This window comes from Paraburkholderia sp. SSBN10T (genome assembly GCF_056619545.1).
This window is the reverse complement of record NZ_JBWQQI010000002.1, coordinates 81,225-93,296: the sequence shown is the minus strand read 5'-3', so window position 1 is coordinate 93,296 and position 12,072 is coordinate 81,225. Positions and strand designations below refer to the sequence as shown.

At 64.7% G+C, this 12,072-nt stretch carries 10 protein-coding genes; all 10 read right to left on the bottom strand.

Going from position 1 to position 12,072, the window contains the following annotated elements:
* Positions 1-4 precede the first annotated feature (4 nt).
* On the bottom strand, positions 5-511 hold the full coding sequence (locus AC1ECK_RS03020; protein ID WP_480315732.1) for a (2Fe-2S)-binding protein: 507 nt from the start codon (positions 509-511) through the stop codon (positions 5-7).
* Between the two features lie 268 nt (positions 512-779).
* Positions 780-2,222: a branched-chain amino acid transporter BcaP gene (bcaP, locus tag AC1ECK_RS03015; RefSeq protein WP_480315730.1), complete on the bottom strand. Its 1,443-nt coding sequence runs from the start codon at positions 2,220-2,222 to the stop codon at positions 780-782.
* Positions 2,223-2,514: 292 nt separating this feature from the next.
* Positions 2,515-3,171: a response regulator transcription factor RqpR gene (gene rqpR / locus AC1ECK_RS03010; protein WP_480315727.1), complete on the bottom strand. Its 657-nt coding sequence runs from the start codon at positions 3,169-3,171 to the stop codon at positions 2,515-2,517.
* 10 nt (positions 3,172-3,181) lie between these two features.
* On the bottom strand, positions 3,182-4,096 hold the full coding sequence (locus tag AC1ECK_RS03005) for a sensor histidine kinase (protein WP_480315725.1): 915 nt from the start codon (positions 4,094-4,096) through the stop codon (positions 3,182-3,184).
* A gap of 582 nt (positions 4,097-4,678) precedes the next feature.
* The gene (locus AC1ECK_RS03000) at positions 4,679-5,449 is read right to left on the bottom strand and encodes a ferredoxin--NADP reductase (protein WP_480315723.1); all 771 of its coding nucleotides are present in this window, start codon (positions 5,447-5,449) and stop codon (positions 4,679-4,681) included.
* A 333-nt stretch (positions 5,450-5,782) separates the two neighbouring features.
* Positions 5,783-6,742, bottom strand: a complete 960-nt coding sequence (locus AC1ECK_RS02995) for an ABC transporter permease (protein WP_480315721.1) — start codon at positions 6,740-6,742, stop codon at positions 5,783-5,785.
* Between the two features lie 59 nt (positions 6,743-6,801).
* On the bottom strand, positions 6,802-7,812 hold the full coding sequence (locus tag AC1ECK_RS02990) for an ABC transporter permease (RefSeq protein WP_480316456.1): 1,011 nt from the start codon (positions 7,810-7,812) through the stop codon (positions 6,802-6,804).
* Positions 7,813-7,825: 13 nt separating this feature from the next.
* Positions 7,826-9,391 carry a sugar ABC transporter ATP-binding protein gene (locus AC1ECK_RS02985; protein ID WP_480316454.1) on the bottom strand — a complete coding sequence of 522 codons (1,566 nt, stop codon included), beginning with the start codon at positions 9,389-9,391 and terminating at the stop codon, positions 7,826-7,828.
* A gap of 276 nt (positions 9,392-9,667) precedes the next feature.
* Positions 9,668-10,690: an ABC transporter substrate-binding protein gene (locus AC1ECK_RS02980; RefSeq protein ID WP_480315719.1), complete on the bottom strand. Its 1,023-nt coding sequence runs from the start codon at positions 10,688-10,690 to the stop codon at positions 9,668-9,670.
* Between the two features lie 115 nt (positions 10,691-10,805).
* On the bottom strand, positions 10,806-11,858 hold the full coding sequence (locus AC1ECK_RS02975) for a LacI family DNA-binding transcriptional regulator (protein WP_480316452.1): 1,053 nt from the start codon (positions 11,856-11,858) through the stop codon (positions 10,806-10,808).
* Positions 11,859-12,072: the final 214 nt, after the last annotated feature.

The following is a 12,072-nucleotide window of genomic DNA, read 5'->3' as shown; positions in this document are numbered from 1 at the left end:
CTCCTCAGGCGGTGACTTTGTCGGTCGCCAGCGTGGCTGCGCCGGACTTCATGCCGGCAGCGCCTTCGAGCACGGCCTTGACGATGTTGTGATAGCCCGTACAGCGGCACAGGTTGCCGTCGAGCTGGGCGCGCACGTCCGCTTCGGTGAGATCGGGCTGCCGTTGCGCGAGCGAGGTCGCGCTCATCACCATGCCCGGCGTGCAGAAGCCGCATTGCAGGCCGTGGCAGGCGCGAAACGCAGCCTGCATGGGATGCAGTTCGCCGTCTTTGGCGAGCCCTTCGATGGTGGTGATCTCCGTGCCTTCAGCCTGCACGGCGAGGATGTTGCACGATTTGACCGCGCGTCCGTTCAGATGAATCGTGCAGGCGCCGCATTGGGCGGTGTCGCAGCCGATATGCGTGCCGGTGAGCCGGAGCTGGTCGCGCAGGAACTGGACAAGCAGGGTGTGGGGTTCGATTTCGGCGGTAACGGGCGCGCCGTTGACCGTCAGACTGATGCTGATCGCCATGAACTGTCTCCTTGGGGGATCGAGACCGGCGCGGGCCCATCGTCACTACCTTCCGCCTGCCTGCTATGAGGGCTCGCTTCGGTTGGTGCTGTGTTTTTATGGTTCCACCGAAAAGTAAAGCACAAATCGGCGAGAGCTGCTATCGGGGGAAATCGTCCGCTGCCTGGCACGGTGCGCGGGGCGCGGCTGCCGGGCATAAAAAACGGCACGCTGCGTTAGCAGACGTGCCGTTTTCAGGAGGATGGACGCCGGTGGGCGGCGTTCAGTTCTACACCAGGGGTTGTTCAGTGCTGCTGCGAACCGCGCCCGAGTGCTGCGCTGCGTGCCCAAGCTTCGAGTGCCGACGCGAGTAGCCGAAGTAGATCGCCATGCCGATCACCAGCCAGACCAAGAAGGCGACCCAGGTGACCAACTTCAGGTTCACCATCAGGAACAGGCACGACGCCACGGCGAGCACCGGCACGACCGGCACGCCGGGGCAGCGGAAGGCGCGCGGCAGTTCCGGATGGGTCTTGCGCAGGATCAGCACCGCGATCGAGACCATCGAAAACGCCGCCAGCGTGCCGATATTGATCAGTTCCGCGAGCACGTTGAGCGGCACCAGCGCGCCGATCAGGCCGAAGAAAATGCCGACCAGCCACGTGGTGAAGAACGGCGTCGCAAAACGCGGATGCACGCGCGACAGCCTGGCGGGCAGCAGTCCGTCGCGCGACATCGCGAAGATCACGCGGGTCTGGCCGTAGGCCATGACCAGAATCACGGTCAGCATGCCGAGCACGGCGCCCAGATCGATAAAGCCCGCCACCCATTTCTGACCGGCTACCTGCAACGCATAGGACACGGGGTGCGAGATATTGGCGAACTGCGCCGACGGCACGATACCCGTGACGACCGCGGCGACCGCCACATACAGCACTGCGCACACGCCGAGCGAGGCAATGATGCCGACCGGCAGATCGCGCTTCGGATTCTTTACCTCTTCCGCCGCGGACGAAACGGAGTCGAAGCCAATAAACGCAAAGAACATCACCGCTGCCGCACCGAACACGCCGTTCCAGCCGTTCGGCATGAACGGATGCCAGTTGGCGGGCGTCACATGGAACACGCCGACTGCGATCACCAGCAGCACGACGGTCACCTTGATCGCCACCATGATGTTGTTGATCCGCGCGGATTCGCGGATGCCCACCGACAGCAGCGCGGTAATCGCCATCATCACGAGGAAGGCGGGCAGGTTGAAGAACGTCAGGTGACCGGGCAGCGCGCCGGGCGCGGCCGTCAGCGCGACCGGCAGCGCAATGCCGAAGCCCGACAGCAGCGACTGCAGATAGCCCGACCAGCCGACCGACACGGCCGAGGTGGCGAGCCCGTATTCGAGCATCAGGTCCCAGCCGATGATCCACGCGGCCAGTTCGCCGAGCGTGGCGTACGAATAGGTGTAAATCGAGCCGGCGACCGGAATCGTCGAGGCGAATTCGGCATAAGCGAGCGCCGCGAAACCGCAGGCGATGGCCGCCACGATGAACGACAGCATCAGCGCCGGGCCGGCTTGTACGGCGCCGGTGCCGGTCAATACGAAAATGCCGGTGCCGATGATGGCGCCGACACCGAGGAAAGTGAGGTCGAGCGCGCCGAGGGTTTTCTTCAAGCCGCCGCTTTGGGTACTGGCGGCGAGCATATGCTCGACGCTTTTCTTGCGAAACAGGGACATTGGCGTGGGTCTCCAGTAGTGCACGCGTCTTGCGCGCCGAATGTCGGAAAAACCGGAGATTTTAGCGGATGTGAGACACGGCACCTTTCCGGGATGGCAGGCGCGGGTGCCGTGGGGGCGGGCGGTGAGGCATGCAAGGGCGAGGCAATGAGCAGCGGCGTTGCCCTTAACGGGCCCTTGCGGCAAGGCTTTTTCGCGACAGTGACACGAGCGGGCGGGATTCGCCTAAAAACGTCGGAAAGTGTAAACGGCGCGGCGTGGTGCCGCAGCCGATGGCGGTCCTTCGTAGCCCTTATCCAGCCACGGCCGGATTCAGGTCCACGAGGCGGTTGCTCATGACATAGAAGGTGAGTTCGGCGTTGTTGCTCAGCTTCATCTTTTCGAGCAGGCGCGTGCGGTACACACTCACCGTCTTGACCGACAGCGACAGCGCATTGGCGATGTCGGTCAGGCGCTTGCCCGAGGCAAGCATGCAAAGGGTCTGATATTCGCGGTCGGACAGTTTCTCGTGCGGCAACTGTTCGCCGTCGAACGAGACGTAGTCGGCGAGCGCCTCGGCCATCGCCGGGCTCACGTACTTGCGGCCCGCCGCGACCTGCTGGATGGCGGAGATCATCTGCACGGTGTCCACCGTTTTCGACAGATAGCCGGCCGCACCCGCCTTCAGCGCCCGGACCGCGTACTGGTCTTCGCGATACATCGAGAACATCAGCACCGCCGCGCGCGGCGCCTTGCGCTTCAGTCGCTTGAGCACTTCGACGCCGTTCATGTCGGGTAGCGAGATGTCGAGCAGGACCACGTCGTAGACGTGCTTGTCGACCGCGGCGAGGGCTTCGGCGCCGGTTTCGGCTTCGCCCACCTCTCGCGCGACGCCACGGTCCATCAACAACTGACGCACACCTTGACGCACGACTGCGTGGTCGTCGGCAAGCAGGATACGCAGGCTCATGACGGCACGCTCACGAAGAAAGAGGGACGGCGCCGGCGGCGCGACGCTCGACGCACACTGCGCCGGCAAGCATGGCATCCCAGGCGAAACGCGCGCGCACCGTGGTGCCGCGCGCTTGTGTGGCGTCGTCGCGGCAGCCCGTGCTGATCTTGACGGTGCCGTCGAACGCGGCGCACCGGGCCCGCATGCCGGCGAGGCCGAAATGGCCGCGGCGCATGCGGGCGCGCGGCGCGAGACCGATACCGTTATCGCTGACGACGAGCGTCAGGTGGCGGCGGCTGGCTTCGATGCGAACGTCCGCCGCACTGGCGCGTGCGTGCTTGGCAATATTGTTCAGCGCTTCCTGGGCGACCCGGAAAATCGCCAGCGCGGCGTCCGCCGGCAGGCGCGTGAGCCGCACGTCGGCGGCGCAGACAAAGCTGGTGCGCAACTGGGTGCGCGCGGCGAAGTCGCCGGTCCATTGCGACAGCGCGCCGACGATGCCGGCTTCGAGCGCGGGCGTATGCAGTTCGGCGACGGCGTGGCGGGTGGCCTCACAGACGGTATCGAGCGAGCGGTTGGCCACCTGCAGCGCCGCCGCGCATTGCGGCGGGGCGTCGGCGGGCAGCCAGGTTTCGACACCGGCGAGCGCAAAACGCGTGGCGGTCAGTTCGGCCCCGACGCTGTCGTGCAGCTCGCTCGCCACGCGGTGGCAGGCGGCTTCCTGGGCGTGCACGAGTTCAGTGGACAGTTCGCGCACGCGGGCCCGCAGGCGCGCAATTTCGCGCTCGGCGGCACGGTCTTTGTGCGACGGCGGAGTGTGGAGGTGAATAGAGGCGGAGTCTGCTGCAGACGCCGGTTCGGCAGCGTTAAGCCCATCGAACCCGTCGCGGGTGATGGAGGCCGGCACATGCGCGGTGATCGGAACGACAATCGACGTATCCATGACTCTCCCGCTTACGATGCTGCGTATACAGCAAACCGGGCGCGCATTGACGGCGCGAAGACAAGGGAACGCATGCGAATCTCTGGCCTCTAGATGTGCCCGTTGCACACGACAACGCAACCGACAAATCGCTACGGTGGAGCGTAACGAAATTTACATTCAGTAACATATCCGCTGTTACCCTGGTGGGGTGTGACAGCAAGCGATGATGGCCGGGATCATATCTTAAAAAAAAGAAAAGAAGCAGATGGGATAAGGGTTGGCGTGGGTTTTTTGCGTAACGCTTGACTTGTCACAGGCGTTTTGGCTGTAGGAAAAACGCCTACATCGAAGGTAAAGGCGCGCCCGGTATTTGTAACTGGACACGGCGGCAAATCCGACGATTGCATACGTTGCCGCGAATCGCCACAACCTGCCTCAGAGTAGGGGCGCGTTGGTGTAATGCGCGGGAAGGACAACGGAGGCGAGCGACCTTCCCGAAGGACGCCCAGAAAAGCAAAACCGGAGCGCGAAGGCTCCGGTTTCCTGAGGCTCAGCGCGCGGCGCTGGGCGAGATGCGTCACGCAAAGCGCGTGGCCTGGCTTAGCCTACGAACGCCTTTTCGACCACGTAGTGACCCGGCGCATTGTTGCTGCCTTCCTGGAAGCCCAGGTCGTCGAGCAGTTTGCGCGTGTCGCGCAGCATGTGCGGGCTGCCGCACAGCATGACGCGGTCGTGTTCCAGCGAGAAGCCCGGCACGCCTAGGTCGGCGAACAGCTTTTCGGTTTCGATCAGTTCGGTGATCCGGCCGCGGTTCTGGAACGCTTCGCGCGTGACGGTGGGGTAGTACAGCAACTTTTCCTGCACCAGTTCGCCGAGGTGCTCGTGCGCCGGCAGGTGGTCCGTGATGTATTCCTTGTAGGCCAGTTCGTCGACGAAGCGGCAGGTATGGGTCAGGATCACGCGTTCGTAGCGGTCGTAAATGTCCGGATCCTTGATGATCGACATGAACGGCGCGAGGCCCGTGCCGGTGGACAGCAGCCACAGCGTCTTGCCCGGCAGCAGATTGTCCGCCATCAGCGTGCCGACCGGCTTCTTGCCGATCAGGACCTGGTCGCCCACCTTCAGATGTTGCAGGCGCGACGTCAGCGGGCCGTCCTGAACCTTGATGCTCAGGAATTCGAGGTGTTCTTCATAGTTCGCGCTCGCGAGGCTGTAGGCGCGGATCAGCGGCTTGCCGTCGACCTCGAGGCCCACCATCGTGAACTGGCCGTTTTCGAAGCGAAACGACGGGTCGCGCGTGCAGGTGAAGCTGAACAGCGTATCGGTCCAGTGGTGGACGCTCAGGACGGTTTGTGAATTCAGGTTGCTCATGGCTTCTTGGATGGTGCGAAAACAAGGACGGCCAGACCAATAGCCGGCCGGCACGGCAAGGGCGATGCTGCGCTGACCCGTTGCTCTCCGATTGCTTAAGGAAAATGATGCGTAATCCGCTATTTTACCGCGCTCGCGGTCCGAGGGTGGCGGCGCGGCGTTGAGGCTGCTCAAGCGGTTGCCGGGTTTGCGGTTTCGACGTTGGAACGGCAGGCGGCGGAGCATGTCGGCGGGGATACAGCCGGGGTTCAGATGATACCGAAACCCGTCGCGCAGTGCAGCATTGTCCCTGCTGCCGGGACTGGCAAAAGGTGAGGAAAATCAACGCTCCATTCAACTCGCCACGGCGCTCCGCTTGCGTGAGCGCTGTTTCAGTACACGGGCCTGCATGACGATGACCAGCAGCAGAAACACCCCGCGAATCACCGATTGCCAGTACGCCGAGAGGCTGATGAACCCGAGGCCGTTTTCGAAGTTGAGCAGGTTGAACACCAGCCCGAGCAGCAGCACGCCGGCAATGGTCATCGCAATCGAGCCTTCGCCGCCGGTCAGCAGCGTGCCGCCCAGCACCACCGCCGAGATCGCGAACAGCTCCCAGCCGACGCCTTCGTTGGGCTGTCCGGCGCCGAACTGGGACGCCAGGATCACACCCGCCATGCCCGCCAGCAGGCCGCTCACCGCGTAGGCGGTCACCAGCGTGCGGTCCACGTTCAGGCCCATCAGGCGCGCCGCCTCCTCGCTGCCGCCGATGGCGAGCGAATGCCGTCCGAAGCGCGTGCTGCGCAGCGCCAGCCAGCCGGCCAGCGCCGCCACGGCCGCCACCAGGCCGGGGATCGGCATGCCGAACAGGTCGCCTTGGCCGAAGCCGGCGAAGTTCGAACCGGCGGCAATCGAGACTGCATCGTTCTTGCCGAGCAGCAGCGCCACGCCGTGTGCGCCCAGGCTGGTGGCGAGCGTCGTGATGAAGGGCAGGATTTTCAGGCGCGTGATGACGAGCCCGTTCAGCACGCCGACCGCGAGGCCTGCTGCGGCGCCTGCCAGGACGGCCACCCAGCCGCCATAGCTGCTGGTAAGCGCGGCCACCACGCTGGCCAGCGCCGCGACCGTGCCGACCGACAGGTCGATGCCGCCCGTGATGATCACGAACGCCATGCCGACCGAAATCAGCGCGAACATCGAGTTGTAGCGCCAGAACGAATTGATGTTGTAGGCCGAGCCGAAGTGGTCGTAGCGCACGAGGCCGAGCACCACGAGTACGGCCAGCGCGAGCAGGATGGGGAGATTCTTTTTCATCGCGTCGAGTCCGGAGTCTGGGGGAGCGCGCGCAGCCTGGGCAGCATGGAGGTGCCGGGTCAGCGCGAGCGCCGTTGTACGTACACGGCAGCCACGATGATCGCGGCTTTGACGACCAGCGCCGCGGCGTCGGGAATGCCGTGCGCGAGCAGGGTGAAGCGCAGCAACTGGATGATCAGCGCGCCGATCAGCGTGCCGCCGATATACGCCTTGCCGCCCGTCAGCGCGGTTCCGCCGACCGCCACCGCGGCGATCGCATCGAGTTCGATGCCAAGGCCGACCACATTCGCGTCCGACGACGAATTCACCGAGATCGAAATCAGCCCCGCCAGCCCCGCCAGCGCCGCGCAGATGGTGTAGGCGATCAGCTTGACGCGCGCGGTCGGCACGCCGCACAGATAGGCGGCTTTCTCGTTGCCGCCGGTGATCAGCAGGTACTGGCCGAACAGCGTCTTGCGCACCACCCACACGAATAGCGCCACCAGCGCGAACATCAGCAGCACCTGGAACGGCACGCCGGCCACCTTGCCGAGCGCGATCCACTGGAAGGCGGGGTTGTCGAAGGCCTGCAGGCTGCCGTCGGTGACGACCTGGGCGATGCCGCGCCCGGCGATGAACAGCACCAGCGTGGCGACAATCGGCTGCACCGAGAGCCTCGTGACCAGCAGGCCGTTGAACACGCCGCAGGCGGCCGCGGCAAGGACCGGCAGCACGAAGGCGAGGGCGATCCCGCCCGCGCCCGGGATGTTCATGAACAGCATCGGTGCGAGCGCGCCGGAGATTGCCATCGACGCCCCCACCGACAGGTCGATGCCGCCCGTCGCGACCACCAGCGTCATGCCGATGCCGACGATCACGATCGTCACCACCTGCGTCAGGTTGACGTTGAAGGTTTGCAGCGACCAGAAATGCGGCGTGAACAGCAGGTTGAACACCAGCATCGCCAGCAGCACGATGACTTCGCGCTGGATGGCCACGCGGTGCCGCTTCTGCGCCTGCGCCTTCGCTGCGCCATCCTGAGCGGACAACGGCGTCTGCGCGGCAAGCGGCTGAGCCGCTTCGTGACCCAACGGCTTGAGCGACTTAAGCGCCATGACGATCGCCCTCCAGCGCGTCTTCGATGTGGGCCGAGTGGGCCGCTTCGACCAGTTGCGATGAACCGTCGCTGCCCCACGCGATGGCGTCCATGATGGCGCTCTCGCTCATCTGCGCACCGTTGAGTTCGGCGACCGTGCGGCCGTCGCGAATCACCACGGCGCGGTCCGCCACGGCGGTGAGTTCTTCCAGCTCGGACGCGGAGAGCAGCACCGCGAGCCCGGCGTCGCGCAATTCGCGCACGATCTTCGCGACATCCGCCTTGGCGCCGACATCGATGCCGCGGGTCGGCTCGTCGAGCAGCAGCAGCGACGGCTCGGCCGCCAGCCAGCGCGCGAGCAATACCTTTTGTTGATTGCCGCCCGACAGTTCGCGGATCGGCTGATCGGGCGAGCGCAGCTTGATGCCGAGCGAGGCGATAAAGCGTTCCACGATGGCCTGCTGCTTTTTCACATCCACGACGCCGTGTCTGGCCAGCGTGCGCAGACAGACGAGCGTGAGGTTGTCGCGCACCGAGAGTTCGGGGACGATGCCGTCGCCTTTGCGGTCTTCGGTGAGGTAAGCGAGCCCGCGCGCAATCGCATCCTGCGGCGATTTCAGCGCCACGGTTTCCCCGCCGATGGACAGCGTGCCCTGTTCGAGCGGGTCGGCGCCGAACATCAGCCGCATCGTCTCCGTGCGGCCCGAGCCGAGCAGGCCGGCAAGGCCCACCGCTTCGCCCGCGTGCACTTCGAGCGAGACGTCGCTCACCTTCGGGTGAGCGCCAAGCTTGTGCGCTGCGACTACCTGCGCGCCGCGCCGCGCGAGGTTGGCTTCGCGCGCCGTGCTGTCCTCCTGCACGACGGCGGCAAGCGTGCGGCCGAGCATCGTCGTCACCAGTTGCAGCTTGTCCATCTCCGCCATCGTGCTTTGCGCGACCGTCTGGCCGTCGCGCATCACCGTGACGCGGTCGCACAGCGCGTAGAGTTCATCGAGCCGGTGCGAGACGAAAATCACCGCGCGGCCGTCGTCGCGCAGCTTGCGTACCACCGTGAACAGCAGTTCCACTTCGCGTTCGTCGAGCGACGAGGTGGATTCGTCCATGATCACCATCCTGGCGTCCGACGACACCGCGCGCGCCAGCGCCACCATCTGCTGGATCGCGGTCGAATAGCTGCGCACGGGTTTCTTCACATCGATCTGCAAGCCGAACGATTCGAGCAGCGCGGCGGCGCGCTGCTGCACCGCGCGCCAGTCGATCAGGCCGAAGCGGCGCGGCTCGCGGCCAAGGAAAATATTCTCCGCCACCGAGCGGAACGGCACCAGATTGATCTCCTGATAGATCGTGCTGATGCCCGCTTCGCGCGCTTCCTTCGGTGTGCGGAAATCGATCTCGCGGCCTTCGAAGCGCACCGTGCCGCCACCACGCCGGTACGCGCCGGTGAGAATCTTGATCATGGTGGACTTGCCGGCGCCGTTCTGGCCGATCAGCGCATGCACTTCGCCCGCGGCGACGCTCAGGTTGGCGTTGCGCAAGGCGGGCACGCCGCCGAAGCTGATCTGGATATCCTGCATCTCCAGGAGCGGCGAACGCCCGGCGCCGGGAGACGGCGGCGTGGGGCTGCGGGATTGCGTCACGTGTCTTCTCCTGCTGCATCCTGTGCGGCGGCATCGTGTGTCGCGGGGCGCGGCTCGCGACACGTTCCCATAGTAGTCGTCCGCAGGACAAAGCGAAGCGACGGCCCGTCGTGGCACGGGCGCGTCGCTCCGAACCCTTCCCGTTCCCCTCGGAGACCATAAGGGGACGGCCCCGTTTCAGCTACCCAGCTACCTCTCTACGTCAGGCAGGCCTCAATAGCCGTACTGCATGCTCTGCTGCACGTTGCTCTTGTCGTAGAAGCGGTCCGACACCTTCACCCAGGTCGGGACTTTTTCGCCCTTCGCGTATTTCTGCGCCACATCGCAGGCGAGCGGGCCGAAGAACGGGCTCGACTGCACGCTCGCGCCCAGTTCGCCGGCGGCGATCGCGTCCATGCCGCCCTTGGTGCCGTCGATCGTCACGATCTGGATGTCCTTGCCCGGTTGCTTGCCGGCGGCCTTGATGGCGGCGATCGCACCCAACGCCATTTCGTCGTTATGCGCGTAGACCGCGGTCACGTCGGGGTGCGCCTGCAACAGCGTCTCCATCACCTGACGGCCCTTGTCGCGCGCGAAATCGCCGCTTTGCGAGGCGATGATCTGCATGTCCGGATGCTTGGCGATCACTTCGTCGAAGCCCTTCTTGCGGTCGTTGGCCGCGGAGGCGCCGGTGGTGCCTTCGAGTTCGATGATCTTGGCCTTGCCGTTGGTGGCCTTGACGAGCCAGTCGGCGGCGCGGTGCCCCTGGTCGATAAAGTCTGAGCCGATGAAAGTGATGTAGTCGCGGCCGGCCACCGCGACCGACTGATCGACGTTGCGGTCCACCAGGATCACCGGAATGCCGGCTTTCTTCGCTTGCAGCACGACCGGCGCGAGCGGTTTCTCTTCACGCGGCGGGAACACCAGCAGATCGACGTGCTGCGCGATCATGTTCTGGATGTCCGACACCTGCTTCGAGTTCGAGCCGTTGGCATCGGTCATCACCAGTTGCCAGCCGCACTTCGCGGCGATGTCCTTGAAACTCTTGGTTTCCGCGAGGCGCCACGGATTGTTGCTTTCGGTCTGCGCGAAGCCGACCTTCAGCGGTGTCTTGCTGGGCAATTTGGGCAGGGCATCGTCGTCGGCATGGGCCGTTGCGATGCCGAAACCGAGTGCCAATGCCACCAGCGATGCGGCCAGCGGGGATGCGGTCAGCCGACGACGCTGCCGACGAGATTGCCGTTCGAGCGATGCCATGTCTTCCTCCAGTACCTGGTGAGGTGTCTTTGCTTTTTAGTGTTTCTCCTGCCGGTTGGCACCAGCGCGCCGTTTGACCGGACGTGCTGATTATTCCACTCGGAATTATTATCGGTCAATCACTAATAATATTAATTGCGGGCTGTTTTGCCTCGGTAATTACCCTCACTGAGGCGCGTTCGACGAGCGGACCGTCGAGCTTCACCATGCGGTGTCGTACCGGCGCGCCGGCGGCGCGATTCTGTTCTTCCTGGAGCAGGGTTTCGACCGCCCAGCGGCCCAGCTCATAGTTCGGCAGTACGACTGTGGAGAGCGGCGGATGGGTATGGCGGGCGATTTCCTGGTCGTCATAGCCGAGCACCGAAATGTCCTCGGGCACCCGCAGGCCGAGCTGCTTCAAGGCTTCGATCGCGCCGAGCGCGGTCAGGTCGTTGGCGCAGAAGATCGCGCTCGGCGGATGAGGCTCGCGCATCAGCGAGAGCGTGTGTTCGAAGCCGAGGCCCGAACTCCAGTCGCCGTCGCGCACCAGCTCGGGAGCGAACGGCAGGTCGGCGGTGGCGAGCGCGGTGCGGTAGCCCTTCAGGCGGTCTTTCGAGGCGTCCTGCCACGGCTCGCCGTTGATGTAGCCGATGCGCCGATGGCCGGCGTTCAGCAGGTACTCGGTGGCGATATGGCCGCCCGCGACTTCGGCGGGCACCACGGAGGACTGGCCGCCCTCGCTCGTGTAGCAGTTGAGCAGCACGGTCGGCACGCGCGACAGCGCAGCGGGCAAGGTTACCTTGCGCGTGTAGACCGTCGCGTAGATCACGCCGAACACATGTGGATTCGACAGTGTGGTCTCGAGCACCTGCTGTTCGATATCCGCGTTGCCATGGGTCGAGTAGACCGCGAGCATCTTGCCGCTCGCGTAGGCGGCATCGCGCGCGCCGTCGATATTGACGACCGGGTGCGGACTCGTCGAGATTTCGTCGGCCAGATAGACGATCAGGTTGCGTTCGTCCTTGGAGGCCAGCACCGGTTCGCGCGGCGAGAGCCGGTAGCCGAGATCGTGTGCCGCCTTGAGGACCTTGTTGCGGGTGGTCTCGGAGAACTTCGCGCCGGTCGCGTTGTTCAGGACGAGCGAGACCGTCGATTGCGACACGCCGGTGAGCTTGGCGATGTCGGTCATCGTAGGGCGGCGTTGGGTCGATTTTTTCATTGTGCGGGCCGCGCGGCAGCGGCGGATAAAGCAAGGGACGCCGGGGGCGTGATGATTGTGTTGACGGTACCACTAATAATATCCGGCCGACAACGCTCAAAAACCCGTCATGTGGGACGGTGTGTAAGGCTTTTTATCGCCTTCGATGTGAGGATATTATTACTAATAATATTGACCTGAGGCT

What these genes read in the sequence shown, in the direction of transcription:
- rqpR (WP_480315727.1), bottom strand. Translation starts at nt 3,171, where the DNA reads ATGAGCCTGCGTATCCTGCTTGCCGACGACCACGCAGTCGTGCGTCAA.
- AC1ECK_RS02985 (WP_480316454.1), bottom strand. Translation starts at nt 9,391, where the DNA reads ATGCAGGATATCCAGATCAGCTTCGGCGGCGTGCCCGCCTTGCGCAAC.
- AC1ECK_RS02995 (WP_480315721.1), bottom strand. Translation starts at nt 6,742, where the DNA reads ATGAAAAAGAATCTCCCCATCCTGCTCGCGCTGGCCGTACTCGTGGTG.
- bcaP (WP_480315730.1), bottom strand. Translation starts at nt 2,222, where the DNA reads ATGTCCCTGTTTCGCAAGAAAAGCGTCGAGCATATGCTCGCCGCCAGT.
- AC1ECK_RS03005 (WP_480315725.1), bottom strand. Translation starts at nt 4,096, where the DNA reads ATGGATACGTCGATTGTCGTTCCGATCACCGCGCATGTGCCGGCCTCC.
- AC1ECK_RS02975 (WP_480316452.1), bottom strand. Translation starts at nt 11,858, where the DNA reads ATGACCGACATCGCCAAGCTCACCGGCGTGTCGCAATCGACGGTCTCG.
- AC1ECK_RS03000 (WP_480315723.1), bottom strand. Translation starts at nt 5,449, where the DNA reads ATGAGCAACCTGAATTCACAAACCGTCCTGAGCGTCCACCACTGGACC.
- AC1ECK_RS02980 (WP_480315719.1), bottom strand. Translation starts at nt 10,690, where the DNA reads ATGGCATCGCTCGAACGGCAATCTCGTCGGCAGCGTCGTCGGCTGACC.
- AC1ECK_RS03020 (WP_480315732.1), bottom strand. Translation starts at nt 511, where the DNA reads ATGGCGATCAGCATCAGTCTGACGGTCAACGGCGCGCCCGTTACCGCC.